Source organism: Corynebacterium pollutisoli (assembly GCF_900177745.1).
Taxonomy (GTDB): domain Bacteria; phylum Actinomycetota; class Actinomycetes; order Mycobacteriales; family Mycobacteriaceae; genus Corynebacterium; species Corynebacterium pollutisoli.
Map to the genome: position 1 here is coordinate 41,874 of NZ_FXAR01000005.1, position 24,950 is coordinate 66,823.

At 68.9% G+C, this 24,950-nt stretch carries 27 protein-coding genes and 1 tRNA gene; 16 read left to right on the top strand and 12 right to left on the bottom strand.

Going from position 1 to position 24,950, the window contains the following annotated elements; all coding sequences use genetic code 11:
- Positions 1 to 340: 340 nt before the first annotated feature.
- On the bottom strand, positions 341 to 1,804 hold the full coding sequence (gene rpsA / locus B9Y70_RS07710; protein ID WP_085549690.1) for a 30S ribosomal protein S1: 1,464 nt from the start codon (positions 1,802 to 1,804) through the stop codon (positions 341 to 343).
- A 192-nt stretch (positions 1,805 to 1,996) separates the two neighbouring features.
- Between rpsA and B9Y70_RS07715 the strand changes: the two genes are divergently transcribed.
- Genes B9Y70_RS07715 through B9Y70_RS13045 form a run of 4 tightly spaced genes read left to right on the top strand, consistent with a single transcriptional unit; the run spans position 1,997 to position 4,033 of the window.
- Positions 1,997 to 2,746, top strand: coding sequence for a class I SAM-dependent methyltransferase (locus B9Y70_RS07715; RefSeq protein ID WP_085549691.1), 750 nt, complete (start codon positions 1,997 to 1,999; stop codon positions 2,744 to 2,746).
- Positions 2,747 to 2,787: 41 nt separating this feature from the next.
- Positions 2,788 to 3,189: a four-helix bundle copper-binding protein gene (locus tag B9Y70_RS07720; RefSeq protein ID WP_085549692.1), complete on the top strand. Its 402-nt coding sequence runs from the start codon at positions 2,788 to 2,790 to the stop codon at positions 3,187 to 3,189.
- Positions 3,186 to 3,593, top strand: a complete 408-nt coding sequence (locus B9Y70_RS07725; protein ID WP_085549693.1) for an SRPBCC family protein — start codon at positions 3,186 to 3,188, stop codon at positions 3,591 to 3,593. The genes B9Y70_RS07720 and B9Y70_RS07725 overlap by 4 nt, the downstream gene beginning before the upstream one ends.
- Positions 3,590 to 4,033 (top strand): HAD-IA family hydrolase, encoded by a 444-nt coding sequence (locus B9Y70_RS13045; protein WP_085549694.1) that lies wholly within the window; start codon positions 3,590 to 3,592, stop codon positions 4,031 to 4,033. The genes B9Y70_RS07725 and B9Y70_RS13045 overlap by 4 nt, the downstream gene beginning before the upstream one ends.
- Here the strand turns inward: B9Y70_RS13045 and B9Y70_RS07735 are convergent.
- Positions 3,988 to 4,485 (bottom strand): GNAT family N-acetyltransferase, encoded by a 498-nt coding sequence (locus tag B9Y70_RS07735; RefSeq protein WP_085549695.1) that lies wholly within the window; start codon positions 4,483 to 4,485, stop codon positions 3,988 to 3,990. The genes B9Y70_RS13045 and B9Y70_RS07735 overlap by 46 nt on opposite strands.
- Positions 4,485 to 7,175 (bottom strand): DNA polymerase I, encoded by a 2,691-nt coding sequence (polA, locus tag B9Y70_RS07740; protein ID WP_085549696.1) that lies wholly within the window; start codon positions 7,173 to 7,175, stop codon positions 4,485 to 4,487. Before polA ends, B9Y70_RS07735 begins: the two co-directional genes overlap by 1 nt.
- A 20-nt stretch (positions 7,176 to 7,195) precedes the next feature.
- Here polA and B9Y70_RS07745 point away from each other — a divergent pair.
- From B9Y70_RS07745 to B9Y70_RS07760, 4 genes are all read left to right on the top strand, one after another.
- Positions 7,196 to 7,269: transfer RNA gene (locus tag B9Y70_RS07745), tRNA-Leu, on the top strand.
- A gap of 166 nt (positions 7,270 to 7,435) precedes the next feature.
- On the top strand, positions 7,436 to 8,674 hold the full coding sequence (locus B9Y70_RS07750) for a Na/Pi symporter (RefSeq protein WP_085549697.1): 1,239 nt from the start codon (positions 7,436 to 7,438) through the stop codon (positions 8,672 to 8,674).
- Positions 8,675 to 8,684: 10 nt separating this feature from the next.
- Positions 8,685 to 8,906, top strand: a complete 222-nt coding sequence (locus B9Y70_RS07755) for a hypothetical protein (protein ID WP_085549698.1) — start codon at positions 8,685 to 8,687, stop codon at positions 8,904 to 8,906.
- A 23-nt stretch (positions 8,907 to 8,929) separates the two neighbouring features.
- Complete coding sequence (locus B9Y70_RS07760) at positions 8,930 to 9,865, top strand: substrate-binding domain-containing protein (protein WP_240309172.1); 936 nt, start codon at positions 8,930 to 8,932, stop codon at positions 9,863 to 9,865.
- Positions 9,866 to 9,922: 57 nt separating this feature from the next.
- Here the strand turns inward: B9Y70_RS07760 and B9Y70_RS07765 are convergent, their stop codons facing one another.
- Positions 9,923 to 10,771, bottom strand: a complete 849-nt coding sequence (locus B9Y70_RS07765) for a GDSL-type esterase/lipase family protein (protein ID WP_085549700.1) — start codon at positions 10,769 to 10,771, stop codon at positions 9,923 to 9,925.
- A 31-nt stretch (positions 10,772 to 10,802) separates the two neighbouring features.
- Here B9Y70_RS07765 and B9Y70_RS07770 point away from each other — a divergent pair, with 31 nt between their 5' ends.
- The 7 genes from B9Y70_RS07770 to B9Y70_RS07800 are packed head-to-tail and all read left to right on the top strand — an operon-like array spanning position 10,803 to position 16,169.
- Positions 10,803 to 11,483 carry a 2-oxoacid:acceptor oxidoreductase family protein gene (locus tag B9Y70_RS07770; RefSeq protein ID WP_085549701.1) on the top strand — a complete coding sequence of 227 codons (681 nt, stop codon included), beginning with the start codon at positions 10,803 to 10,805 and terminating at the stop codon, positions 11,481 to 11,483.
- Positions 11,476 to 12,543: a thiamine pyrophosphate-binding protein gene (locus B9Y70_RS07775; protein ID WP_085549702.1), complete on the top strand. Its 1,068-nt coding sequence runs from the start codon at positions 11,476 to 11,478 to the stop codon at positions 12,541 to 12,543. Before B9Y70_RS07770 ends, B9Y70_RS07775 begins: the two co-directional genes overlap by 8 nt.
- On the top strand, positions 12,540 to 12,656 hold the full coding sequence (locus tag B9Y70_RS07780; protein ID WP_205410432.1) for a 4Fe-4S binding protein: 117 nt from the start codon (positions 12,540 to 12,542) through the stop codon (positions 12,654 to 12,656). Before B9Y70_RS07775 ends, B9Y70_RS07780 begins: the two co-directional genes overlap by 4 nt.
- A gap of 28 nt (positions 12,657 to 12,684) precedes the next feature.
- The gene (locus tag B9Y70_RS07785) at positions 12,685 to 13,602 is read left to right on the top strand and encodes a DUF368 domain-containing protein (RefSeq protein ID WP_085549703.1); all 918 of its coding nucleotides are present in this window, start codon (positions 12,685 to 12,687) and stop codon (positions 13,600 to 13,602) included.
- Positions 13,599 to 14,492, top strand: a complete 894-nt coding sequence (locus B9Y70_RS07790; RefSeq protein WP_085549704.1) for an ABC transporter substrate-binding protein — start codon at positions 13,599 to 13,601, stop codon at positions 14,490 to 14,492. Before B9Y70_RS07785 ends, B9Y70_RS07790 begins: the two co-directional genes overlap by 4 nt.
- The gene (locus B9Y70_RS07795) at positions 14,489 to 15,403 is read left to right on the top strand and encodes an amino acid ABC transporter permease (protein WP_085549705.1); all 915 of its coding nucleotides are present in this window, start codon (positions 14,489 to 14,491) and stop codon (positions 15,401 to 15,403) included. Before B9Y70_RS07790 ends, B9Y70_RS07795 begins: the two co-directional genes overlap by 4 nt.
- Before the next feature lies 1 nt (position 15,404).
- Positions 15,405 to 16,169, top strand: coding sequence for an amino acid ABC transporter ATP-binding protein (locus tag B9Y70_RS07800; protein WP_085549706.1), 765 nt, complete (start codon positions 15,405 to 15,407; stop codon positions 16,167 to 16,169).
- Here the strand turns inward: B9Y70_RS07800 and B9Y70_RS07805 are convergent.
- Together B9Y70_RS07805 and B9Y70_RS07810 are read right to left on the bottom strand one after the other, a co-directional pair.
- Positions 16,166 to 16,693 (bottom strand): NUDIX hydrolase, encoded by a 528-nt coding sequence (locus B9Y70_RS07805; protein ID WP_085549707.1) that lies wholly within the window; start codon positions 16,691 to 16,693, stop codon positions 16,166 to 16,168. The genes B9Y70_RS07800 and B9Y70_RS07805 overlap by 4 nt on opposite strands.
- Positions 16,690 to 17,361, bottom strand: coding sequence for a TIM barrel protein (locus B9Y70_RS07810; protein ID WP_085549858.1), 672 nt, complete (start codon positions 17,359 to 17,361; stop codon positions 16,690 to 16,692). Before B9Y70_RS07810 ends, B9Y70_RS07805 begins: the two co-directional genes overlap by 4 nt.
- A 23-nt stretch (positions 17,362 to 17,384) precedes the next feature.
- On the opposite strand from B9Y70_RS07810, the gene B9Y70_RS07815 reads away from it, so the two are divergent.
- Positions 17,385 to 18,089 (top strand): SDR family oxidoreductase, encoded by a 705-nt coding sequence (locus B9Y70_RS07815; protein ID WP_085549708.1) that lies wholly within the window; start codon positions 17,385 to 17,387, stop codon positions 18,087 to 18,089.
- A gap of 1,286 nt (positions 18,090 to 19,375) precedes the next feature.
- On the opposite strand, the gene B9Y70_RS07825 is transcribed toward B9Y70_RS07815, so the two are convergent.
- The 6 genes from B9Y70_RS07825 to B9Y70_RS07850 are packed head-to-tail and all read right to left on the bottom strand — an operon-like array spanning position 19,376 to position 24,941.
- The gene (locus B9Y70_RS07825) at positions 19,376 to 20,122 is read right to left on the bottom strand and encodes a sulfite exporter TauE/SafE family protein (RefSeq protein WP_085549709.1); all 747 of its coding nucleotides are present in this window, start codon (positions 20,120 to 20,122) and stop codon (positions 19,376 to 19,378) included.
- A gap of 18 nt (positions 20,123 to 20,140) precedes the next feature.
- Positions 20,141 to 20,617, bottom strand: a complete 477-nt coding sequence (coaD, locus tag B9Y70_RS07830; RefSeq protein WP_085549710.1) for a pantetheine-phosphate adenylyltransferase — start codon at positions 20,615 to 20,617, stop codon at positions 20,141 to 20,143.
- Complete coding sequence (locus B9Y70_RS07835) at positions 20,618 to 21,190, bottom strand: RsmD family RNA methyltransferase (protein WP_085549711.1); 573 nt, start codon at positions 21,188 to 21,190, stop codon at positions 20,618 to 20,620.
- Complete coding sequence (locus tag B9Y70_RS07840) at positions 21,187 to 21,396, bottom strand: biotin/lipoyl-containing protein (RefSeq protein WP_085549712.1); 210 nt, start codon at positions 21,394 to 21,396, stop codon at positions 21,187 to 21,189. Before B9Y70_RS07840 ends, B9Y70_RS07835 begins: the two co-directional genes overlap by 4 nt.
- A gap of 10 nt (positions 21,397 to 21,406) precedes the next feature.
- A complete protein-coding gene (locus tag B9Y70_RS07845; RefSeq protein WP_085549713.1) occupies positions 21,407 to 23,512 on the bottom strand; it encodes an ATP-dependent DNA helicase RecG in 2,106 nt (701 codons plus the stop codon).
- A 1-nt stretch (position 23,513) separates the two neighbouring features.
- Positions 23,514 to 24,941 carry a DAK2 domain-containing protein gene (locus B9Y70_RS07850; RefSeq protein ID WP_085549714.1) on the bottom strand — a complete coding sequence of 476 codons (1,428 nt, stop codon included), beginning with the start codon at positions 24,939 to 24,941 and terminating at the stop codon, positions 23,514 to 23,516.
- Positions 24,942 to 24,950 lie beyond the last annotated feature (9 nt).

The following is a 24,950-nucleotide window of genomic DNA, read 5'->3' on the forward strand; positions in this document are numbered from 1 at the left end:
GCTACTCGGCTGCCGCTCATCCGGACTGTTGTCATGACCACCTGAGGGTTGTTTTTACGGTGGGTTCATGCCCGGTTTGTGCCGGAGTGTTGGCATTACGCCCATCATAGGCCCATAAACAACAACGCCACAAGAGACACCCCAACGTGAGCCATGCCACTGGTCATCACCAGCGCACGGACGCGAATTCACCCCGTCGAAACCAGTGCCCGCGGTATCGAAAGGAGTCTCCCTTCGACCGCGTGAATTCGACCGGGACGGGGGCCGGGGGACGTCGATAAGCAACAGGGCCCCGCCCTCCCCACAACGGGGAAGGACGGGGCCCTGTCAGGCGACTGTCTTAGTTGCCGGCCAGCTTCTCGCGCAGAGCAGCGAGCTGCTCGTCGGAGGCGAGGGAACCACCGGTGGACTCAGCCGGAGCCTCAGCGGATGCCGGAGCTGCATCCTCGGACTCGGAGGAGTAGTTGGTGGCTGCCTGCTCGGCGGCCTCGGCGGCAGCGGCACGGTGACGCTCGATCTGAGCGGTGTGCAGCTGGTGGCGACGATCTGCCTCGGCGTAGCGGGCCTCCCAGGCCTGACGCTGCTCGTCGAAGCCCTCGAGCCACTCGTTGGTCTCCGGGTCGAAGCCCTCCGGGAAGATGTAGTTGCCCTGCTCGTCGTAGGAGTCGGCCATGCCGTACTTGGACGGGTCGAACTCGTCGGTGTAGTCCTCGTCAGCCTGCTTGAGGGACAGGGAGATACGACGACGCTCGAGGTCGATGTCGATGACCTTGACCATGGCCTCCTGGCCGACGGTGACAACCTGGTCCGGAACCTCGACGTGGCGCTGAGCCAGCTCGGAGATGTGGACCAGGCCCTCGATGCCCTCCTCGACGCGGACGAAGGCGCCGAACGGGACGAGCTTGGTGACCTTGCCCGGGACGATCTGACCCACAGCGTGGGTGCGGGCGAAGACACGCCACGGGTCCTCCTGGGTCGCCTTCAGCGACAGGGAGACGCGCTCGCGGTCGAGATCGACGTCGAGAACCTCGACGGTGACCTCATCGCCGACGGTGACGACCTCGGACGGGTGGTCGATGTGCTTCCAGGACAGCTCGGAGACGTGAACCAGGCCGTCGACACCGCCGAGATCGACGAAGGCGCCGAAGTTGACGATGGAGGAGACAACGCCCTTGCGGACCTGACCCTTCTGCAGCTGGTGCAGGAACTCGGAGCGGACCTCGGACTGGGTCTGCTCGAGCCATGCGCGGCGGGACAGGACCACGTTGTTGCGGTGCTTGTCCAGCTCGATGATCTTGGCCTCGAGCTCCTGGCCGATGTACGGGTCCAGGTCGCGGACGCGACGCATCTCGACGAGGGAGGCCGGCAGGAAGCCGCGGAGACCGATGTCCAGGATGAGGCCGCCCTTGACGACCTCGATGACGGTACCGGTGACCGGCTCGTCCTTCTCCTGCAGCTCCTCGATGGCACCCCAGGCGCGCTCGTACTGTGCACGCTTCTTGGAGAGGATCAGACGACCCTCCTTGTCCTCCTTGGTGAGGACCAGTGCGTCGATCTGGTCGCCGACCTCGACGACCTCATCCGGGTCGACATCGTGCTTGATGGACAGCTCGCGGGACGGAATGACGCCCTCGGTCTTGTAGCCGATGTCGAGAAGAACCTCGTCGCGGTCGACCTTGACGACGGTGCCCTCGACGATGTCACCATCGTTGAAGTACTTGATCGTGGCGTCGACTGCTGCGAGGAAGTCCTCAGCGGTGCCGATGTCGTTGACGGCAACCTGAGGGGTAGTGGTGTTGGGCATGTGTTCAGTTGCTCCGAATTGGATAGGAGATAGAAAGTGGACAGGAACGTGTCTCTCGGCTGTCCGATCTCACCCCGCGCATGCGCGGACCCTCCTATTACAGTCCACTGCACCGCAAGACACAGACACGCCCAATACACACTAGTGCCTCAACCAGTCAAGGGCAAATACCACGGGAAGTGAAGGAAGTCCATGACAACACCTGAAACATCCGCCTCACAGGCCGCCACCGCCAACCGCTCCTGGTGGGACCACGATGCCGCAGACTACCACTCCCGTCACGCCTCCTACCTGGACGGATTCCACTGGTGCCCGGAGATGCTCGCCGAGTCGGACGCCCGCCTCCTCGGGGACGTCGCGGGCCTGGACGTCCTCGAGATCGGCTGCGGATCCGCCCCGTGCGCCTCCTGGCTGGCGCGTCATTCCAGCGCCTTCGTCACCGGATTCGACCTCTCGCACGCGATGCTCACCCACGCCGACGGCCGCGTCCCCCTCACCCAGGCCGACGCCCAGGCGCTGCCCTACCGTGACGCCTCCTTCGACGTCGCCTTCTCCGTCTTCGGCGCTCTCCCCTTCGTCCCCGACGTCACATCGGTGCTTATCGACGTCGCCCGCGTCCTCCGCCCCGGCGGCCGCCTGGTCTTCTCCGTCAACCACCCCATGCGGTGGATCTTCCCCGACGACCCGCAGGCCTTCGAAGCGCAGATCAGCTACTTCGAGCGGGAGTACGTCGAGCACGACGAGGACGGCACCGCCACCTACGCGGAGTTCCACCGCACCCTCGGCGACTGGGTCCGGGCCCTCGATGCCGCCGGGTTCCACCTGCACGACCTCCTCGAACCTGAGTGGCCGGAGCACCTCACCGAGAACTGGGGTCAATGGTCCCCGGAGCGCGGCCGCATCTTCCCCGGCACCGCCATCTTCGTGTGCCGGAAGCGGTAGTGTGGCGGGCAGCACACCACCCATAAACGAAGGGGAATGTCATGTCCGCCGTATCCTCCATGATCGACAGCCACCCGCAGGGCGGGGGCGTCGACAAGCAGCTGCTCGCAGAGTGCATCGAGGCCTGCTTCAGCTGTGCTCAGACCTGCACCGCCTGCGCCGACGCGTGTCTCTCCGAGGACTCCGTCGCTGACCTGCGCGACTGCATCCGCACCGACCTCGACTGCGCCGACATCTGCGCCGCCACCGGCACCGTGCTCACCCGCCTGACCGGCAGCAACACCGCCACCGTACGGGCACTGCTCGAGGCCTGCCGCACCGCCTGCGCTGCATGCGCGGCAGACTGCGAGGAGCACGCCGACCACCACGAGCACTGCCGTATCTGCGCGGAGGCCTGCCGCCGCTGCGAGAAGGCGTGCGCCGCACTGCTGGAGTCGCTGTGAACCTCAGTCCCGACATCACGCCCGCCGGCGCCGGTTCCATCTCCGACGGCACCATCCGTTTCGACCGCACGCTCCCCGGTTCCGTGGACGATCTCTGGGCGGCGGTGAGCGCCCGCGTCGACGGCGACACCGTCGTCTACGACTTCGGCGAGGAGGGCCGCGCCACCGGCCAGGTCACCCACTCCGACCCGCCGCGCGCGCTGGTCCACACCTGGAACTGGCCGGGCCTGCCGGAGTCCTTCGTCACCTGGAAGATCGGCGAGGGCAACATCCGCCTCACCCACGAGGGCCTGCTCGGCGCGGAGGCCGTCGACTACGCCCTCGGCTGGCACCTCATCCTCGACGAGCTCGAGGGCGTGGAATCCGATCCCGCCCAGCTCCACGAGTACTACGCCGGCCTGTGACGTACTGGCTCTTCGACATCGACGGCACGCTCGTCGACTCCACCCCGGCGGTGGAACGCGCGTGGCGCACCTGGGCCGCCGAGGACGACCTCGACGCCGCGGCGATCCTGCAGGTCAGCCACGGCCGCCGCGCGAAGGACACGCTGGCGGACTTCGTGGCACCCGAGCGTGTCGACGCCGCCTACCAGCGCCTCCTCTCCCTCGAGATGGCCGACCTCGACTCCGTCGTGGCGCTGCCCGGGGCCGCCGAGCTGCTGGCCGCGCGACGGCTCGGGGTGGATCCCGCCGAGTGCCTCGTCGTGGAGGATGCCCCCGCGGGCCTGGAGGCGGGACGCCGCGCCGGTTGCCGCGTCATCGCGGTGGCCACCTCCCACTCCCCCGGGCAGTTGGCGGGCTACGAGGTCCTCCCTGACCTCACCTGCCTCCACATACCCACCTGACCGGGCTCGATGCGCCCGGTGACGGCGAAACCGAAGCGTTCGTAGGACGGGATGAGCTCCTCCACGCACTCGAGGTAGACGGGCTGCCCCTCGGAATCGGCGACGTCGAGGCCCTCCCGGATGAGAGCGGTGCCCACTCCCCCGGTCTGCGCTGCGGGATCGACCGCCACCCCGGCCAGGTACCAGTGCTCCTCGGTGGGATGGGCGGCGTGGGTGGCGGCGTCGATGCGCCGGCCGCGATCGGCGAAGGTCCGCAGCAGCGCCGGGGCCGCCAGGACACCCCGCCACGCCGGGGTCTTCCACTGCCCGGGGGCGGACCAGGCGATGGCCCCCACCACGGTGTCTGCGCCGTCGACCGCGACCATGAGCCGCCCGTGCCTGCGCACGTGCCCGAAGGAGGAACGGAAGAAGGCGGGCAGCACGCCGGCGGGGGTGCCCGGCCGGAGCGTCATCAGTGCGCGGCCTCGTCCCAGTTCCCGCCCGCCCCGGCAGAAACCTCCAGCGGAACGCGGAGGGTGATCGCGGAGTCCATCTCGCGCTCGAGGATCCCGCGGACCTGGTCCAGCTCGCCGGGGGCGACCTCGACGACGAGCTCGTCATGGACCTGGAGGAGGACGCGGGACTGCACGCCGGCGTCGGTGAGCGCACGGTCGACGCGGAGCATGGCGACCTTGATGATGTCCGCCGCCGTGCCCTGGATCGGCGCGTTGAGGGCGGCCCGCTCGGCGTTCTCGCGGGCGACGCGGTTGTCGGAGTTGAGCTCCGGCAGGTAGCGACGCCGCCCGAAGAGTGTGGAGGTGTAGCCGTCCTGGCGGGCCTTCTCCACCACCTCGGCGAGGTAGCGCTTCACGCCGCCGAAACGCTCGAAGTAGTTGTCCATGATGCCCTTCGCCTCACCGGCGGGGATGCTCAGCTGCTGGCCGAGGCCGAAGGCGGACAGTCCGTAGACCAGGCCGTAGGACATGGCCTTGACGCGGCGACGCAGTTCCGGGGTGACCTGGTCGATGGGGACGTCGAAGACGCGGGAGCCGACGTAGTTGTGCAGGTCCTCGCCCTGCCGGTAGGCGTCGATGAGCCCGGGGTCCTCGGAGAGGTGCGCCATGACGCGCATCTCGATCTGCGAGTAGTCGGCGGTGAGCAGGCACTCGTAGCCCTCGCCGGCGACGAACGCCGAGCGGATCTTCCGGCCCGCCGGGGTGCGCACCGGGATGTTCTGCAGGTTCGGCTCGGTGGAGCTGAGGCGGCCGGTGGACGCGACGGTCTGGTGGAAGGTGGTGTGGATGCGGCCGTCGGGCTGCACCGTCTTGATGAGCCCCTCGAGGGTCGTCTTCATCTTCTGGTACTCGCGGTGCGCGAGCAGGTGGTCGAGGAACGGGTGCGGGTGCTTGACCGCCAGGCCCTCGATCTCCTTGGCCGCCGTGGAGTAGCCGGTCTTGGTCTTCTTCGTCTTGGGCATGCCGAAGGTGTCGAACAGGACGACCTGCAGCTGCTTCGGGCTCGACAGGTTGAGCCCCGGGTCGCCGGCCAGCTCACGGGCGGCGGCCTCCTCCTCCTTGACGTGGTCGATGAAGCTCGCCAGCTGCTCTTCCAGCGTCTCGACGTCGACCGCGATGCCCGTGGCCTCCATCCGCGCGAGGATGGCGGCGAGCGGGATCTCCAGGTCGCAGTAGAGCTCGTAGGCGGAGATGCCCTGCAGCTGGACGGTCAGTTCCTCCGCCAGCTCGAGCACGGCCGCCGCGGAATCCACCAGCGAGGTGTCCCCCAGGAGGGAGAGCTGCCCCTCCGGCTCGGCGAGCTGCCGTTGCAGGTGCCGCTGGTAGATGTCCTTGAGCTCGTAGGTGCGCTGCCCGGGGCGCAGGAGGTAGGCGGCGAGGGCGGTGTCGTGGGTGACCCCGCACAGCTCCATGCCGCGCCCGGCGAACATGTGGAACGCCGCCTTCGACTCGTGGAGGTACTTGGGGTCCTCCGAGGCCAGCCAGGTGGCCAGGGCCTTCTCGTCGGCGGGCGAAAGGTCGGCCATCTCGGCGCTCACCGCGTGCCGTTGCTTATCGACGATCGCCACCGCCTGCACGTCGCCCTGGTTCGGCGACCCGTCGCCGACGACATACATCGCCAGCCCCTGGCCCGCCCGGGCGGGCAGCCACTCGGAGAGAGGACCGGCGTCGACGGTGACGTCGACAAGCTCCTCGGTGGGGGCCTCGACGGCACCCTCCGTGGGGACCGCGGCGAGGATGCGCTCGCGGAGGTTGGCGCCGAACTGGAGGTCGTCGAAACGCTCCGCGACCTTCGCCACATCCGCGGGGCGGAGGGTGAGCTCGTCGGGGCCGAGCGGCAGCTCCATGTCCGTGAGCATGTGCGTCAGCTGCCGGTTGAGCCGCACCTGGTCGAGGCGCTCGCGGAAGTTGTCACCCGCCTTGCCCTTGATCTCGTCCGCGTGCTCGAGGAGGTTGTCCAGGGTTCCGTACTGCTGGATCCACTTCGTGGCCGTCTTCTCGCCGACGCCCGGGATGTTGGGCAGGTTGTCGGACGGGTCTCCGCGCAGGGCCGCGAAGTCGGGGTACTGGGCCGGGGTGAGGCCGTACTTCTCCTCGACGGCGGCCGGGGTGAAACGGTGCAGCGTCGACACGCCCCGCATCGGGTAGAGCACCGTGACATCGTCGCTCACCAGCTGCAGGTAATCACGGTCACCGGTGATGATGAGCGTCTCGTAACCCAGCGGCTCCGCGGCGGTGGTGAGCGTGGCGACGATGTCATCGGCCTCGTAGTTCGGCATGCTCAGCGTGCAGATGCCCAGGTCCTCCAGCACCTCCTGGAGGATGTCCACCTGCCCCTTGAACTCCGGCGGGGACGCCTCGCGCTGCGCCTTGTACTCCGGGAACATCTCCGTCCGGAACGTCTGGCGCCCCACGTCGAAGGCCACCGCCACGTGCGTCGGCTGCTCCTCGGCGAGGATGTTCGCCAGCATGGAGAGGAAACCGTAGACAGCGTTGGTGTGCTGGCCACCGGTCGTCGAGAAGTTCTCGGCGGGCAGGGCGTAGAAGGCGCGGAAGGCCATCGAATGCCCGTCGATGAGCAGGAGGCGGTTGTTCTCAGTCACGCTGTCCAAGTGTAGCCAGGGGGATTGCCCCGGCGGGGCGCGCATGGATTAAACTGGTCCGGCACGCCCTCGTAGCCCAATTGGCAGAGGCAGCGGATTCAAAACCCGCACAGTGTGGGTTCGAGTCCCACCGGGGGCACTTTGTGAGATGCGGCGCGCCGCCGGACGCGCTCCTTCACGCAGAGTTGCCCCCCTGGTCAACCGCCGGTTCACCAGGGGGCTTCGTGGTGGTTACCTCGGAAACATATGGTCGATGTGCTCCCTGTCGGGCTGTCCCGGCCCGCGCACATCCGAGGAGAGACACCATGTCCACCCCCACCATGCCCGGCGCCCACGAGGTACATGAGGCTCCGACGGACCAGGACGAGGCAGCTGCGGCGCGGAGCCCGCTGGAACGCTTCGGCCTCCGGGGCCGGGCCCTCGAGATCGCCAACTGGGTGGCGGTCGCGCTCGGCATCTACCTGCTCATCACCGCCGTCAGCGTCATCGGCGACGGCTTCAAACTGGCCACCGGCGGGCAGGCGGAAGAGCTGTTCGCCTTCGCCTCCAACCCGCTCATCGCCCTGATGATCGGTGTGCTCGCCACCGCCCTCATCCAGTCGTCCTCGACGGTCACCTCGATCACCGTCGGCCTGGTCGCCGGCGGCCTGCCCATGGCCACGGCCATCCCCATGCTCATGGGCGCCAACATCGGCACGACCCTGACCTCCACGCTGGTCTCCCTCGGCATGGTCCGCCAGAAGGAGGACTTCCGGCGGGCCTTCGCCGCCGCGTCGGTGCACGACTTCTTCAACCTCCTCGCCGTGGTCATCTTCCTCCCGCTGGAGATGATGTTCGGCCTGCTCGACCGGGTCTCCACGTTCTTCGCCGATCAGCTGGCGGGCTCTGACGGCGGTCTGTTCGCCACCATCTTCGCCGGCATCGGCACCGCGGTGACCACCGTCACCGATCCGCTGGCCGACCTCATCGGCATGATCGGGGACGTGCTCCCCGAACCGTGGGGCGGCATCCTCCTCATCCTCATCGGCATCGGCCTGATCCTGGCGGTCATCAACTTCATCGGTGTGCTGCTCAAGGTGGTCATGGTGGGCAAGGCCAAGCAGGTCCTCCACAACGCCATCGGCCGTGGTCCGCTGTCCGGCATCCTCTCCGGCACGCTCATCACCGTCATGGTGCAGTCCTCGTCGACGACCACCTCGCTCATGGTCCCGCTCGCGGGTTCGGGCACGTTCTCCCTCAAGCAGGTCTACCCCTTCACGCTGGGCGCCAACATCGGCACGACGATCACCGCCCTCATCGCCGCGTTCGCGTTTACCGGTATCGAGGCCCGTCTGGCCCTGCAGGCCGCACTGGTGCATCTGCTGTTCAACCTGTTCGCCACGATCCTCATCTACGGGCTGCCGTTCCTGCGCAACATCCCCGTCTTCGGCGCCACGACGCTGGCCCGCCTGGGTTCGGAGAACAAGCTCTACATCGCCGGGTGGGTGCTCGGCGTGTTCCTGGCGCTGCCGGCCCTGCTCATCTTCCTCACCGTGATCCTCTAAGGAGACGACCATGACCACCGATCCCAAACTCACCCTGGAGGAGCAGCTCGAGGAGATCCTCTCCGACATCGAGCGTCGTCTGCAGGAGCTTCAGGAGCAGCGTCAGCGCGAGGAGATCGAACGCCTTCCGGAGCTGTTCGCCTCCACGAGCAGCCGCTGGCAGAACATCCGCCTGTTCATCGACGAGCTCATGAGTGACCTGCGTGACCGCCGGGAGGGTGAGGACGCATGATGCCGCGCCGTATCCTCCCCGCCGTGACAACCGTCACTGCCGCAGCTGTGCTGCTCACCGGCTGCACGCCGACGAGCGTCGACCCCGTCCGGGTCACCGGTTCCTCCACCGTCGCCCCCATCACCGCGCACATGGCCCGCGCGCAGCAGGTCGCCATCGAGCAGACCACCGACGGCACCCTCGACGGTTTCGAGGAGTTCTGCCGGGGTGAGTCGCACATCAACAACGCCTCCGTGCCCATCACCGACGACCTGGCGGCACTCTGCGCCGAGAACGACATCGAGTTCATCGAGCTCCCCATCGCCCTCGACGCCCTGTCCGTGGTGCTCAACTCCGCCAACGGCGCCGTCCGGGATCTGACCATGGAGGAGCTCGGCGCGATCTGGGCACCGGATTCCGCGGTGACCACCTGGGCCGATGTCCGTGACGGGTGGCCGGACGAGGAGATCGTCCTGGTCGGCCGCCCGGAGGGTTCCGGCACCTTCGACTACTTCACCACGGCGGTCAACGGTGAGGCGGGTCAGATCCGGGAGGACTACCGCGCCACCGACGACATCGACGAGCTCACCGGCTGGATCGCCGGGGACGCCGACGCCCTCGGGTTCATGGGCATCGGCAACTACCTCGCCGCGGACGAGGAGGACCGCAACGTCATGGCGACGGTCGCCGTCGACGGCGTCGAGCCCTCCCTCGCCGGTGTCCAGGACGGCTCCTACCAGGCTCTCACCCGCCTGCTGTTCCTCTACGTCTCCGTCGCGGCCCTCGAGGAGCGCGAGGACCTGGAGGACTTCGTGTCCGGGTACCTCGACGAGGTCCACGACCACCTGCCGCTGGTGTACTACTACCGCTTCCAGGAGGAGACCTACGACAAGGTGCGCGCGCGTTTCGACGAGCGCGTCACCGGTTCGCTTCTCGACGGCGTCCCGCAGGACGACGTCGACATCGAGGCGCTGCTCTAACCACCCGCTGCGTCCTGGGAAGTACGGTCCGACGGGCCGGGAGAGGCCGACGCCCGCCTACCGCAGCGCCGCGCCGTTGTTGCGGGCGAGGACCTCGTTGCCCAGGTCCGTCGGGTGGAGGGACATGGTGTACGCCGGGCTGGTGACGTCGATGCTGCCCGCGACGTAGCGGGAGGCGTCCGGCGCGCAGGTGTTGTGGCCGCGGGTGAGCGCGTAGTTGTCGACGAAGATCATGCCGTTGCGTTCGGCACCGACGCGCTGCATCTCGCGGATGTTGTTCTCCACCTGGTGACCCGGGACCGGGATGCCCAGCGGCAGATTGGGGATCACCTGGATGAGGCACAGGCCGGTGCCGTTGGTGATCTCCGGCATGCCGGTGACGATGATGCGGGCACCCGGCGCGACGGCGCGGATCTTGGCGCCGGCGCGGGAGAGGTTGTGGGAGAAGCGCTCGGTCATGGAGGGCACGTCGCTGGAGTTCGCGCCCTCATTGCGTCCGAACGGGCCCCAGTCGTTGGCACCGATGGCGAGGTAGACCGCGCGGGTGCCGCCGTGCAGGTGACCGTCGCGGATGGCGGCGTCGATCTTGCCCAGCATGGACAGGGAGGTCTCGGCGGTGCAGGAGCGGTCGACGACGGGGACGCCGGTCTGCTGCTGCATCTTGCGGGGCCAGTTGTTCGGTGACTGCAGGCACCCCCCGCTGGCACGCGGGTAGTCGGCGGGCACCAGGCCGGAGGACAGGGAGCTGCTCCGGTAGTGGTTGTAGAACTGGTCCGGCACCGCGGTGTAGGAGTCACCGAAGACGACGGCGTTGCCCGGCTGTGCCTGTGCAGGGGTGACGCCGACGACGGCGGGGAGGGCGAGGGCGGAGGCGAGGGCCACTGCGGCCATGCGGCGGAGGAACATGCGGAATCACTTCCCGGATAACTGTGCAGATATGTATTCCCTCCACTGTCGCACATTCCCGTCGGCAGGGGTGCCACCAGGGCGCCCCCGCGGCGGAGGATCCGGTTACCGCACATTCCGGCTCGAAGTACGTATTCACGGACGGGGCGGACAGGGCGTGATCACCGCGTCCGACCTCATCGCGATGGCCGCTTTCGAGGAGGGACGGCACGCGCAGGCGTTCCCCTCCTTCGGTTCGGAGAGGACCGGCGCGCCCGTGGTGGCGTACTGCCGGATCAGTGACACCCCAATCCGCACCCGGGAGCCGGTATTCAACCCGGATCTCGTCGTGGTGCAGGACCGCACGCTGCTGCCTATCCTCAACGTGTTCTCGGGTCTGACGGAGGACGGGTACGTCCTCATCAACTCCTCGAAGCGCAGCGCCGAGCTGGGTCTGAGTGAGCTGCAGGCCCGGCAGCCGGCGGGGCATTTCATGACGATCCCGGCCACCGACATCGCCCGGGAGTACACGGGACGCACGGTCCCGAATGCGGTGCTGCTCGGCGGCGTCGCGGCGCTCACCGGCCTGTACCGGATGGAGTCGGTGGGCCACGCCATCATGGCGCGCTTCCCCGGCAAGGTCGGCGAGATGAACGTCGCCGCCGCCCAGGCCGCTTATGACCTGGTCATGTCCAAGCAGCAGGAGTCGAAGCAGGAGGCAACCCATGCTTAAGCAGATCGAGGGATCCCAGGCGGTGGCGCAGGCCGTCGCGGCGTGCCGCCCGGAGGTCATCTGCGCCTACCCCATCTCCCCGCAGACCCACATCGTCGAGGCCCTGTCCGCGATGAGCAAGAAGGGCGAGCTGGGTTCGTGCGAGTACGTCAACGTCGAGAGTGAGTTCTCGGCGATGTCCGCATCTATCGGTGCGTCCGCGGCCGGGGCCCGCTCCTACACGGCAACGGCCTCGCAGGGCCTGCTGTTCATGGTGGAGGCGGTGTACAACGCCTCCGGACTGGGCCTGCCGATCGTCATGACGGTGGCCAACCGCGCCATCGGTTCGCCGATCAACATCTGGAACGACCAGACGGACTCAATGTCCCAGCGTGACTCCGGGTGGCTGCAGCTCTACGCCACCGACAACCAGGAGGCCGCCGATCTGCACGTCCAGGCCTTCAAGATCGCGGAGGAGCTCTCCCTGCCGGTGATGGTGTGCATGGACGGGTTCATCCTCACGCACGCGATGGAGCAGGTGGACATCCCGGAGGCGGCGGACGTCGACGCGTTCCTTCCCCCGTACGAGCCGCGTCAGGTCCTCGACCCGGCCGCGCCGATCTCCATCGGTGCGATGGTCGGCCCGGAGGCGTTCACCGAGGTCCGCTACCTGGCGCACCACAAGCAGCTGCAGGCCCTCGACGTCATCCCGCGGGTGAGCGCCGAGTTCGCGGAGATCTTCGGCCGCACCTCCGGCGGGCTCATGCACCACTACCGCACGGAGGACGCCGAGACGATCATCGTGTGCCTCGGCTCGGTGACGGGCACCCTGCGCGACGTCGTCGATGAGCGCCGGGAGCAGGGGGAGAGGATCGGCGTGCTCTCCATCGTCTCGTTCCGCCCCTTCCCCGCCGCCGCGGTGCGTGCCGCCTTGGAGAACGCCACCCGCTTCATCGTCCTGGAGAAGGCGTTCTCCGTCGGCATCGGCGGCATCGTCTCCTCCCACTGCCGCGCCGCCATGCGTGGGAAGCGCTTCACGGGTGCGACAACTGTTTCGGCGTCTGCCCCGACAACGCTGTGACCAAGATCGCAGCAGGTGAGTACGAGTTCAAGTACGACTCCTGCAAGGGCTGCGGCATCTGCGCGGAGGAGTGTCCGTGCGGTGCCATATCCATGATCCCGGAGGAGAACTAACCGACACCGTGCCGTAATGTGAACGGTCATGACGACCACCCATCATTACCCCGCCAAGACGCCGCGCACCCCGCTGCACGTCCTGGCGAATGTCATCCGCGGCGGCCTCATCGGCATGGCGGAACTCGTGCCGGGCATCTCCGGCGGCACCGTCGCGCTTGTCGTCGGTATCTACGAGCGCGCCCTCAACACCGGTAACCAGCTCCTGCGCCGTGAATTCGGCAAGGTGGACTGGGCGTTCCTCATCGCCGTCGGCGTGGGCATGGTCACCGCCGTGTTCTCCCTGTCCACGGTCCTGCACAACTTCGTGGAGAACTCCCCTGAGTACGCCCGCGCCCTCTTCCTCGGCATGGTCGCCGTGTCCATCTGGGTGCCGCTGGCCATGATGGACCCCCGTGACCTGCGCCGCCGGGTCGGCATGGTCATCCCGCTGTTCCTGGTCGCCGCGGTCGTCGGCTTCCTGGGCACCAGCTTCGTCTCCGCCCCGCGCGAGGATCCCGCCCTGCCGATCATCTTCGTCGCGGCGGCGGTCGCGGTGTGTGCGCTGGTCCTGCCGGGTATCTCCGGTTCCTACATGCTGCTGGCCGTCGGCCTGTACACGCCGATCATGGGCTCGCTGTCGAACCGCGAGTGGCCCGTCATCTTCACGTTCATGGCCGGCGCCCTGGTCGGTATCGCCCTGTTCGTCAAGGTCCTCACCTGGGCCCTGGAGAAGCACCGCACGATCACCCTGACCATCATGGCGGGCCTCATGCTCGGCTCCCTGCGTTCCCTGTGGCCGTGGCAGACCGCCGACGCGGACCTGCTGTCCCCGGGCGACAACGTTCTCCCGGTCATCGGTCTCATCGTGCTCGGCGGTGCCGTGGTCGCGACGTTCATCATCGCCGACCGCGTGGCCACCACCCGCCGCGAGTCCGAGATCATCGCCACCGAGCAGCCGGCATGACCGCCCGCCGCAGCCTCCTGGCGGCGGTGACGGTCGCGGCGTCGATAAGCATGTCGGCGTGTGTCACCAACGTCGAGGACGGCCACCCGGAGGGGTGGCAGCCGATCATCCCGGACGAGGTTCCCGAAATCGCGGCGCTGGTGCCGGATGAGGTGGCCGCCGACGGCGTGCTCACCGGCGGCGTCAACCCGCCGTTCGCGCCCTTCGAGCTCAAGGACTCCGACGGCACCATCATCGGCCTGGAGATGGACCTGGCGGCGGCCACCGCAGCCGTCATGGGTCTCGAGTTCCAGCCGGTGGAGCAGGACTTCGCCATGATCCTGCCCGCCGTGCAGGCCGGCACCCTCGACGCGGGCACCACGGGGCTGACGGACAACGAGGAGCGGCGGAAGAACTTCGACTTCGTCAACTTCCTCTACGCCGGCATCCAGTGGGCGCAGCCGACGGGGTCCGACGTCGACCCGGCGCACCCCTGCGGTCTGACCGTCGCGGTGCAGCGCACCACCGTCTCCGAGACCGACGACGTCCGCCCCAAGTCCCAGGCGTGTGAGGAGGCCGGGGATGACCCCGTCACCGTCCTGTCCTACGACACCTCCGACAACGCGGCGCTCGCCGCGCTCATCGGGCGTGCCGACGCCCTGTCCGCCGACTCCCCCGTCACCGCCTGGGCCGTCTCGCGTTCCGACGGCCGCCTGGAGCTCACCGGCGACATGTTCGACGCCGCCCCCTACGGCTGGGCCGTGCCGAAGGACTCCCCGCTGGGCCCGGCGATGGCCACCGCGTTGCAGCACCTCATCGACACCGGTGACTACGAGCGCATCCTCGCCCAGTGGGGCGTGACCACCGGTCTCATCGACCGCGCCATGATCAACGAGAAGGAGATCGCATGAGCACCCCCGCCACTCCGGCACCGATCCAGGCGAAGCCGCTGCGCCACCCGGGCCGCTGGATCCTCGCGGCCGTCGTGCTGGGCCTGTTCGCCTGGTTCATCATCGGCGCGCTGCGCAACGAGGCCTACGGCTGGGAGACCTACCGGGCGTACCTCTTCGACACCCGCATCGCCACCGCCGCCCTGCACACCCTGGCGCTGACGGTGCTGGCCATGCTCATCGGCGTGGTCCTCGGCGCGACGCTGGCCGTCATGCGCATGTCGCCCAACCCGGTGCTGCGCGGCGTGGCATGGGTGTACCTGTGGGTGTTCCGTGGGACACCGGTGTACGTGCAGCTGGTGTTCTGGGGCCTGCTCGGGTCGCTTTATCAAAGTATCAACGTCGGGTTCGCGGAGATTGACCTGCAGTCCCTGCTGAAGAACGCCTTCCTCCTCGCCGTGCTGGGCCTGGGCCTCAACGAGGCCGCCTACATGGCCGAGATCGTCCGCTCCGGTATCTCCTCGGTCCCCGAAGGCCAGATGGAGGCCTCCAAGGCCCTCGGCATGAGCTGGACCATGACCATGCGCCGCACCGTCATGCCGCAGGCCATGCGCATCATCATCCCGCCGACGGGCAACGAACTGATCTCCATGCTCAAGACCACCTCGCTCGTCGTCGCCGTGCCCTACACCCTCGAGCTCTACGGCCGCTCCATGGACATCGCCGCCGCGCTCTTCGAGCCGGTGCCCATGCTGCTGGTGGCCGCCACCTGGTACCTCGCCGTCACCTCCCTGCTCATGGTCGGCCAGTACTACCTGGAGAAGCACTTCGAGAAGGGCGCGCGCCGCGAGCTCACCGCCCGCCAGCTCGCCGCCCTGGCCGACGCCGAGGGCACCGTCCCCGGCAACATTTCCGTCGTGAAGGAGAACTGACATGACCGAGCTCATGATCGACGCCCAGCAGGTCTGCAAGTCCTTCGGCTCCCTCGAGGTGCTCACGGGCATCGACCTGCAGGTCCCCCGCGGTGAGGTCGCCTGCCTCATCGGCCCCTCCGGCTCCGGCAAGTCCACCTTCCTCCGGTGCGTCAACCACCTCGAGAAGGTCACCGCCGGCCGCCTCTACGTCGACGGCGACCTCATCGGTTACCGCGAGCGCGACGGCGTCCTCTACGAGATCTCCGAGAAGGAGGCCGCCCGCCAGCGTGCCGACATCGGCATGGTCTTCCAGCAGTTCAACCTCTTCCCCCACCGCACGGTGCTGGAGAACGTCATCGAGGCGCCCGTCCACGTCAAGGGCACCCCGGTGGCCACCGCGAAGAAGCGCGCCCTCGAACTGCTCGACCAGGTCGGACTGGCACACAAGGCGAACGCCTACCCGGTGCAGCTCTCCGGCGGTCAGCAGCAGCGCGTCGCCATCGCCCGCGCCGTCGCGATGGACCCCAAGCTCATGCTTTTCGACGAGCCCACCTCCGCCCTCGACCCCGAGCTCGTCGGAGAGGTCCTCCGCGTCATGCGCGAGCTGGCCGACGACGGCATGACCATGCTCGTGGTCACCCACGAGATGGGCTTCGCCCGCGAGGTCGCCGACACCGTCGTGTTCATGGACGGCGGCCGCGTCGTCGAGGCCGGCACCCCGGCGCAGGTGCTGGACAACCCGCAGGAGGGCCGCACCCGCGCGTTCCTCTCCTCGCTGTTCTAACGCAGGTCCCGGGAGTCGAAGATGTTGCGCTGGTCGAGGAAGTCGAACACGAAGCGCACCGCCGACTCGCGGTAGTTGATGAACTGCCCGGCCCGCAGCAGCCCCACCACGTCGTCGAGATCCGCCCAGCGGACCTCGGCGACCTCGTCGTTGGGCACGGCGGCCAGGGGCAACGGGACGTCGGTACGCAGCAGGTAGAAGTCGTCGAAACCGTACTGGAAGTTGAACGTGAAGCTGGGGCGCGCGAGCTCGATGTCGAGGCCGAGTTCCTCCCGGACCTCCCGCAGCGCGCCCTCGCGGCTGGTCTCCCCGGCGTGAACGCTGCCGCCGACGGAGAAGTCCCACAGGCCCGGCCAGTCCGGTTTGGTGTCGGTGCGGCGCTGGATGAGCATCTGCCCGCGGTCGTTGAACAGGCACACGTGGACGACGACGTGCAGCTCACCGTCGCGCAGCCCGGCAGCCCGGTCGGCGGTGCGGCCGAGGGGCAGGCGGTTGTCGTCGAGCAGGTCCCACAGCTCACTCACGGCAACCACTCCGCGGCGACCTCACCGGTGTAACCCTGCTCCCGCAGCGTGGTGACCCACTCCTCCAGCGGCAGGCTGCCCGTCCCCGGGGCACCGCGGCCGGGGTTGTCGGCCACCTGCACGTGCTCCGGCGGGACGCTGAGATCGACGGCGTCGTTGACCGCCAGGTGGTAGAGGTCGAGCAACAGCCCACCGTACTCGAGGAGCGGGCGCGCGTCGTCGACGGTGGTGACCGGGTAGTCCGGGGTCGCCGAGATCGGCTCCACCATGGCCACTCCCCCGAATCGCCTGCCGACGTCCCGTGCCACCGCCGCGAACCTGCGTTCCTGGTCGGCGCTCAGCTCGGTCCCACCGCGGCCGAGGAGGAGGTTGAACCGGCGCACCCCGGTGAGCTCGTGGAAGCGCTCGACGGCGTCGAGGTGGGCGTCGGGAAGATCCTGTTCATGGAGGATGCCGCGGTCGCCGGCAGCCAGGTCACCGCCGAACATGTTGAGGGCGATGAGCTGCTTGTTCCTGGCCTCGAGCTCGCCGACTACGTGGCGGATCTCCGCGTCCGTCGGGTCCGGGTGGGCGAAGGGCCACCACAGCTCGACCCTGGTCGTCGGGGCGGCGTCGAGGCCCTCGAGGTAACTAGTGCGTCCGATGGAGCAGTTCGTCGCGGTGATCATGCGCTCCACTCTACGATGGTCACATGGACAACAAGGTTGCAGTGGTCACCGGTGCCGGCGGTGGACTGGGAAGAATGTTCGCGCAGGCCCTGGGTGCCGACGGCTGGTCCGTCGCCCTCCTGGGGCGCACCCGCGAGACCCTCGAGGAGACCGCCGCCGGAGTGGCGGATGCCCTCGTGGTGGTGTGCGACGTGGCGGACGAGGAGTCGGTGGCGGGTGCCTTCGACGAGATCACGGGGCACTACGGTCGCCTCGACCTGCTGGTGAACAACGCCGGGGTCCCCGGCCCCACCGGTGAACTGCACACCATCGACCCCGCAGAGTGGCGCCGCACCTTCGAGACCAACACCACCGGCGTGTTCCTGTGCACGCAGGCCGCTTTCGCGTGGATGGCCGACAACGGCGGCGGGCGCATCATCAACAACGGTTCCATCGCCGGCCACTCCCCGCGCGCCGGCGTCGCCGCCTACGCCGCGTCGAAGGCGGCGGTGGCCAGCCTCACGGTGTCGACCTCCCTCGACGGGCGCCCCCACGGCATCACCGCCACCGAGCTCGACATCGGCAACGCCCGCACCGCCCTGCTGGGTTCTTTCACCGGCTCCGAGCCGATGTTCGACGCCGCCGAGGCCGCCCGCCTTCTCGTGGCCGTCGCCGCGATGCCGGCCGAGGTGAGCGTCGATCAGGTGACCGTGACGGCCGCGGGCATGCCCTACCTCGGCCGGGGATAACCACCGGTAGAACGGCACTTTTCCACCCCCGGGGGTGGTCATGTCCGATGGACGTTCTAGAGTGCGGGTCGAACACTCTAGCGACACCCTGGGAGGTGTGTCCCGTGTCCGCCTACTACACAGTCAACAATCCCGACGACCCCCTGGCGGTGGCCTCCACCGCCGTCACCCGGGCGCAGTACACCCTGTGGCGCGGCCAGGCCGACGCCGTCGACGTCCAGCTCGACTCCGACGCCGTCTACGCGCCCATCGTCCGTTCCACGGGCGAGGGCAAGTGGACGGTCGAACACAACCTGTTCGCCCTCGCGACCCTCGACGAGCTGCCGCGGCTGCGGGCGCTCGTCGAGGAGCTGTACCACCTCGACATGAAGCGCCTGCGCGCCATCGAGTCCGCACTGGCCATGGCCGACCGGGAGTACTTCCCGCAGCTGGACTCCCGGATCACCGAATACCTCACCCCCACCCGTGCCAACCAGCCGTTGCCCTCCCCGAAGGCGATCAAGAAGCGGATCCAGGCGATGGTCAACGAGCTCGACTGCTCGATCACCACCGACCAGGAGGACCCGGATCTGCCCCAGCTCACCTACCACGTGGAGTTCAACGCCGACGGCACCGCGGACTTGTCCGCCCGGATGGATGCGGCGTCGGCGGCGGCCGTCGACAAGCGGGTGCGGGCACTGGCCCGGAAGCGGGGCATCGGCCTCGCCGAGGCGCACGCGCTGCTGGTCACCGGAGAGGACGAGGGGGTGACGGTCACCCTCAACCTCTACCGGGCGCACGATGTGCCCGACGCCCCGACTTACCTGCCCCGGGCCGGCTGGCTGAACCCGCACCGCTCCGCGGAATGGGAGGGCAGGGCCACCACGACCCGGGACATGGACATCATCCGCGACAAGGTGAGCCGGGGATACAACACGCCGGAGGACATCGAGGCCTGCGTCGAGGGCATCGACGACCAGTGCATCTTCCCCTGCTGCGAGGCTCCGGGGGAATTTTGCGACAACGACCACACCGTCGACTACGACGACGGCGGGCCGACCACCGCAGGCAACCTGCGGAAGCTGTGCCGCCGTCACCACAACCTCAAGACGTCGGGCCACATCCGCTACGTCATCTGCCCCGCCACCGGCAACGCCATCTTTCTCTTCGCCGACGGCAGCTGGGTGGAGAACGAGTCGGACGGCCCGCTGGCCGCGGAGAACCGCAGGTGGGTGCAGACCTTCCGGCAGCGCCGTGACGCCCGCAACGAGCGCGTCCGGGCCGCGGCGCAGGAGCGCCGACGTCTGCTAGGCGAGGCCGCTGATGCCGCGCACGAGGGCGGTGACACCGCCGGCGGTGGCGAGCAGGAGGGCGAGGGTTCGTGCCCGTGGTCGGCTGACCTTCTTACTGAGGCGGACGCCGAGCCACAGGCCGACGGCCATGCCGATGATGCCCACGGGCCACACGAGCCAGTTGGTGTCTGAGAGGTCACCCGCACCGAGGAGGATCTTGATGCCGAAGGAGATGGCGCCGGCCACCATGAAGATGGGCTGCAGGGTGGCGGCGAAGGACTGCTGCGCCCAGCGCGACGCCTGCGCGTACACGGTGATCGCGGGTCCGGCGATGCCGGCGAGGGTGTTCATGAAGCCGCCGACAACACCGGCCACCACGGCGGGCGCGTTGCCGGTGGCCGGCGGGATGTACTTCTGCCCGAAGGTGGTCACGGCCAGCGCCAGGAGCAGCAGCGCGCCGACGAGGGCCTGCAGCAGCGCCGGGGAGAACTCCCGCACGAGCAGAGCTCCGGGTACCGCGCCGATGATGAGCACGGAGGCGATGAGGGAGAACTTCCGCCAGTCGACGTACTCGCGGACGGTGGCCGTGGTCGCGGCGGCGTTGAGGAACGCCAGGACATTGACCACGAGGATGCCCTCGACCGGGCCCATCGTCACCGCGAGGACCGGGCCGGCGACGAGCCCGAGGCCCATGCCGGAGATCCGTTGCAGGGCGGACCCGACGAGGACGATGAGGAGAAGGAGCAGGAGATCGGCAAGCACCCGCTCAGACTACTCCCCCTATTGGGAGTACTTCTCCTTGACCGCGTCGACGACCGGGTCCGGCAGCAGACCGGAGACGTCACCGCCGTACTTGGCGACCTCCTTGCACAGGGAGGAGGAGATGTAGCCGTACTTCTCGTCGGTGAGGAGGAAGAAGGTGTCGATCCCCGACAGGCGACGGTTCATCTGCGCCATCGGCAGCTCGTACTCGTAGTCGAGCGCGGTGCGCAGGCCCTTGACCAGCGCGGAGATCCCGTGCTCGGAGGTGTAGTCGACGAGCAGTCCACCCCACCAGTCGACGCTGAGGTTGGGGACGTCGGCGGTGACCTCCCGGATGAGGTCCATGCGCTCGTCGATGGTGAACAGCCCCGACTGCTTGTTGGGGTTGCCGGTGACCAGCACGACGACCTCGTCGAAGTGGCTGGCGGCGCGGCGGAAGATGTCGAGGTGCCCCATGGTCACGGGGTCGAAGGATCCTGGGCAGACGGCTTTCACTTAAACGTCCTCTCGGTGGTAGACGGCCATGTCCATGCGTGCGATGCCGTAGGTGCGCTTCTTCAGTTTCTGGGTGGTGGGCACGTACTCCGGCGGCCAGGCGGTCTCCGGGGAGGACACGTGGCGCTCGACGACCACGGCGGCACCGTCGACCAGCGCGGGCTTCAGCGCCTCGAGCATCTCGACGACGGCCTCGTCGGTGAGCTCGTACGGCGGGTCGGCGAGCACCATGGTGAAGTGCTCCCGCGGGGCGTGCGCCAGGTAGGTGGACGCCTTCGTCTCCTCGATGCTCACGCGGGGATGCTTCACGACGTCCGCGTTGTGCCGGATGATCTTCACGGCCGCCGGGTTGTTCTCCACGAGGACCACCTCGGCGGCACCGCGGGAGGCGGCCTCGAGGCCGAGGGCCCCGGAGCCGGCGAAGAGGTCGAGGACGCGGGCGTCGGCGAAGCCGAAGCGGACCTGGAGCGAGGAGAAGAGCCCCTCGCGGGCGCGGTCGGAGGTGGGGCGGGTGCCGGCGGGCGGGACCTTGATCCTCCGGCCGCGGGCCTCTCCGGAGACGATGCGGGTCATTCGGTGACCTCCAGCAGCAGGTCGCCGCCGAGGACATCCTGGAAGTCCTCCACGGCGAGGCGCCCGACGACACCCGGCCCCGGCGCCAGGACGGGGGCCTCGAGTTTGACGGCCTCGACGGTGGCCAGCGGTTCACCGGTGGTGACGTGGTCGCCGGCGGCCACGTGGTAGCGCACGATGCCGGCGAAGGGGGCGCAGATATCCATGCCCTACACCCTAGCTTTTCTCCAGGTACTCCCGGTCCACGCGGTCGATCTCCAGGACGAGGCGCTGGGCGAGCAGCGGGTGGCGTTCGACGAGGGCGGTCGCGTCGCTGGTAGCGCGGTCGATGATGGGAAAGTCCCGCAGCAGGTTGAGCAGGCGGACGGTTTTCGCGGCGCCGGACTGGCTGGTGCCCAGGACATCGCCCTCCTGGCGGTGGAGAAGGTCGAGCTCGGCGAGAGCGAAGCCGTCGGAGGTCTCGGCGACGGCGTGGATGCGCTGGTCGGCGTCGGAGCCTTTCTCGGCGAAGGTGTGGAAGATGCACAGCGACTCGTGCCCGCCACGGCCGACGCGGCCCCGCAGCTGGTGGAGCTGGGAGACGCCGAAGAGCTCGGATTCACGGATGAGCATGACGGTGGCGTTGGGGACGTCGACGCCGACCTCGATGACGGTGGTGGAGACGAGCACCTGCACCTCCCCGGAGGCGAAGCGGCGCATCATGAGGTCCTTCTCGTCGGCGGGCATGCGTCCGTGGAGGTAACCGACGTGGAAGTCACGGAAGGGGCCTTGACCAAGGATCTCGAAGAGGTCGAGGACGCCGCCGGGGCCGTCGATACGCGGGCACACCACGTAGGCCTGCCGTCCGGCCTCGACGTCCTGCCCGATGCGGGTGATGGCGCGTCGCACCCACGTCGGCTTGTACTCGGGCACGACGACGGACTCGATGGGGCGTCGCCCGCCGGGCAGCTCCCGCAGCGTGGACACCGCGAGATCACCGAAGACCGTCATGGCGATGGTGCGCGGGATCGGGGTGGCGGTCATGACGAGGAGGTGCGGGGTGAGCCCTTCGCGGCCCTTGGAGCGCAGACGGGCGCGCTGCTCGACACCGAAACGGTGCTGCTCATCCACCACGACGAGGCCGAGGTCGAAGAACTCGACGGTGTCCTGGATGATCGCGTGGGTGCCCACGACGATGTCGGCCTGGCCGGAGACGATGTCCAGCAGGGCCTGCCGTTTGACGGGCACGGGCATGGACCCGACCAGGGGGACGACCGAGACGTTAAGACCGGCGTCGGCGAGCAGGGACGTCAGCGTGCGGGCGTGCTGGACGGCGAGCACCTCGGTGGGAGCGAGCATGGCGCACTGGTGACCGGCGTCGACGGCCTGCAGCATCGCGACGAGGGAGACGACCGTCTTGCCGGAGCCGACCTCACCCTGCAGGAGGCGGCTCATCGGGTCCCCGGAGTCGAGGTCGGTGGTGATGTCCGTGATGACCTGCTGCTGCCCCTCGGTCAGCTCGTAGGGCAGGGCGGCGAGCAGCCCGGCGCGGTGGCCGTCGTCGACCGGGGTGAGGGGCGGGGCGTCGCGACGCAGGGTCTCCAGGCGGCGCAGCGCCATGACGAGGCCGAGGGTGAGGGCCTCGTCGTACTTGAGTCGTTCCTTGTGCGGTTCGGGCCCCTCGGGGCCGGGGAAATGCACGCCGCGCAGCGCCTCGTCGAAACCGGGCATCCCCTCGGGTGCCTCGCCGAGCGGTTCCGCGACGGGGTCGAGGGTGTCGAGGACGTGTTTGACCGCCGCCATGATGCGCCACGAGGCCATGCCGGCGGTGGCGGGGTAGATCGGGATGTACTCCAGCCCGGCGAAGAGGTCGTCGGGTTCGCCGTAGAGGGCGATGGTCTTCATGGAGCCGGAACCGGCCATCTTCTCCCCCGGTCCGGGCAGGACGAGGAAGTCGGGGTGCTGCAGCTGCGGGGTGTTCCGGAAGAAGCGCAGCTTGCCGGAGAACATGGCCCGCTTCCCGGGGCGGAGGTAATGCTGGATGTAGCGGGCGTTGAAGAAGGAGGCGGTGAAACGGGTGCGGCCGTCGGTGAGCGACACCTGCGTGACGGTGCGTTTGTCGCGCTGGAAGTCCTGGATGGACAGGACCTCGCCGACGCAGGTGATCATGTCGCCCTCGGCGGCGTCGTCGGCGAGGACGTCGGAACCGTGGCGGGACCAGGCACGAGGGAAGTGCTGCAGCAGGTCCATGCAGGTGGTGTAGCCGAAGGCCTTGTCCAGTGCCTTCGCCTCCTTGGCGGGCAGGACGTCGGCCAGCAGACGCTCGTCACGCCACCCGAGCACGCTACTCGACCCCGATCTCCACGAGGTGTCCCAGCCCGTCCGCGGGGAAGGCCATGACGTCGACGTCGAGCGCCGCGTCGAGCTTGTCGACGTCGACGTCCGTCCCGGTGAGCAGGATGACGTGCTCACCGCCGTCGGCGAGGAGGCGGCGGCAGGCGGCCTCGGTGGCGTCCTCGACGCTGTGGGTGGGGGTGGCCACGATGGCGGTGCGCATGGCCGCGGCGGCCTCGGTCATCGTGTACGCGGCGACGCCGATGGGGGCCTCCGGGTCGTGGACGCTCAGCGCCGCGATCCCGCTCACGAGGCGTGAGGTGGGCACGATGGTGAAGGTCTGCTCGAAGGCGTGGGTGGCCCGCTCGACGGACACGAGCTGACGGCGGTCGAGCAGGCCGTTGGGCAGGAGGATGAGCTCCTGCGCCCGGGAGGAACGCACCTGGCCGAGGATGTCGGAGACGACGCTCTCCCCCGGCGCGACGACCACGGCACCGGCCTCCCGGTAGAGCTCGGCGACGGAGCCGGGCGGGGTGACGGCGACGACGACGCGGCGGGGGGCGTCGACCTGCGGGGCGTCGGGAAGCACCTCGAGGCGGAGGTCACTGACGGCACCGGCGGAGAAGGCGGTCTCGATGACGCGGCCGGCGGTGCGGGAGTGGATGTGGACACGGCCCGAGGTGTCGTCGGCGCGGGCGATGACGAGGCTCTCGCCCAGCGGGGCGATGCGGGCCTGCAGGTCGTCGAGGTCACCGACGAAGAAGAAGGTGACCTCGAGGTCGGCGGCCGGGCCGTTGGGGCTGGCCTCCACCTGCGGGAGTTCCTCGGTGCCCTCGATCTCGGCGAGGAGGGTCTCCAGGAGAACGACGAACCCGGTGCCGCCGGCGTCGACGACCCCGGCCTCGCGGAGCACGTCGAGCTGGGAGGGGGTGTTGGCCAGGGCGGTGCGGGCGGCGTCGAGGGCGGCGGTGGCCACGGCGTGCAGGTCCCCGGAGGTGGATTCCGCGGCGAGGGCGGCGGCGCGCAGGACGGTGATGACGGTGCCCTCCACCGGCTCGGCGATCGCCCGGTCCACGAGGGTGACCGCCAGGGTGAGCGAGCGGGCGATGCTGTCGCCGTCGACGCTGCCGCGGGCGGCGGAATCGGCGACCGCGCGCAGCACCTGGGAGAGCACGAGCCCGGAGTTGCCGCGGGCCCCGCGCACGCTGCCGCTGGCGAGGGCCGCGGCGACGGCGGCGACATCGGCGTCGGCGGGCAGACGGTCGACCTCCGCGAGGGCCGCCTCCATGGTGTGGGTCATGTTGGAGCCGGTGTCGGCGTCCGGGACCGGGAAGACGTTGAGAGCGTTGATCTCCGCGCGACGGGCGGAGAGTTCGGCGACGGCGCGCGCCGCCCAGGCGTGGAGTCGGGGGCCGTCTAGCTCTCGCGGATGGGACATAACGCCGTA

Coding starts and splice junctions, on each gene's coding strand:
- rpsA (WP_085549690.1), bottom strand. CDS start 1,804: ATGCCCAACACCACTACCCCTCAGGTTGCCGTCAACGACATCGGCACC.
- B9Y70_RS07715 (WP_085549691.1), top strand. CDS start 1,997: ATGACAACACCTGAAACATCCGCCTCACAGGCCGCCACCGCCAACCGC.
- B9Y70_RS07720 (WP_085549692.1), top strand. CDS start 2,788: ATGTCCGCCGTATCCTCCATGATCGACAGCCACCCGCAGGGCGGGGGC.
- B9Y70_RS07735 (WP_085549695.1), bottom strand. CDS start 4,485: ATGACGCTCCGGCCGGGCACCCCCGCCGGCGTGCTGCCCGCCTTCTTC.
- polA (WP_085549696.1), bottom strand. CDS start 7,175: ATGCGCGCCCCGCCGGGGCAATCCCCCTGGCTACACTTGGACAGCGTG.
- B9Y70_RS07750 (WP_085549697.1), top strand. CDS start 7,436: ATGTCCACCCCCACCATGCCCGGCGCCCACGAGGTACATGAGGCTCCG.
- B9Y70_RS07755 (WP_085549698.1), top strand. CDS start 8,685: ATGACCACCGATCCCAAACTCACCCTGGAGGAGCAGCTCGAGGAGATC.
- B9Y70_RS07765 (WP_085549700.1), bottom strand. CDS start 10,771: ATGTTCCTCCGCCGCATGGCCGCAGTGGCCCTCGCCTCCGCCCTCGCC.
- B9Y70_RS07770 (WP_085549701.1), top strand. CDS start 10,803: ATGTATTCCCTCCACTGTCGCACATTCCCGTCGGCAGGGGTGCCACCA.
- B9Y70_RS07775 (WP_085549702.1), top strand. CDS start 11,476: ATGCTTAAGCAGATCGAGGGATCCCAGGCGGTGGCGCAGGCCGTCGCG.
- B9Y70_RS07785 (WP_085549703.1), top strand. CDS start 12,685: ATGACGACCACCCATCATTACCCCGCCAAGACGCCGCGCACCCCGCTG.
- B9Y70_RS07790 (WP_085549704.1), top strand. CDS start 13,599: ATGACCGCCCGCCGCAGCCTCCTGGCGGCGGTGACGGTCGCGGCGTCG.
- B9Y70_RS07795 (WP_085549705.1), top strand. CDS start 14,489: ATGAGCACCCCCGCCACTCCGGCACCGATCCAGGCGAAGCCGCTGCGC.
- B9Y70_RS07800 (WP_085549706.1), top strand. CDS start 15,405: ATGACCGAGCTCATGATCGACGCCCAGCAGGTCTGCAAGTCCTTCGGC.
- B9Y70_RS07810 (WP_085549858.1), bottom strand. CDS start 17,361: ATGATCACCGCGACGAACTGCTCCATCGGACGCACTAGTTACCTCGAG.
- B9Y70_RS07815 (WP_085549708.1), top strand. CDS start 17,385: ATGGACAACAAGGTTGCAGTGGTCACCGGTGCCGGCGGTGGACTGGGA.
- B9Y70_RS07835 (WP_085549711.1), bottom strand. CDS start 21,190: ATGACCCGCATCGTCTCCGGAGAGGCCCGCGGCCGGAGGATCAAGGTC.
- B9Y70_RS07840 (WP_085549712.1), bottom strand. CDS start 21,396: ATGGATATCTGCGCCCCCTTCGCCGGCATCGTGCGCTACCACGTGGCC.
- B9Y70_RS07850 (WP_085549714.1), bottom strand. CDS start 24,941: ATGTCCCATCCGCGAGAGCTAGACGGCCCCCGACTCCACGCCTGGGCG.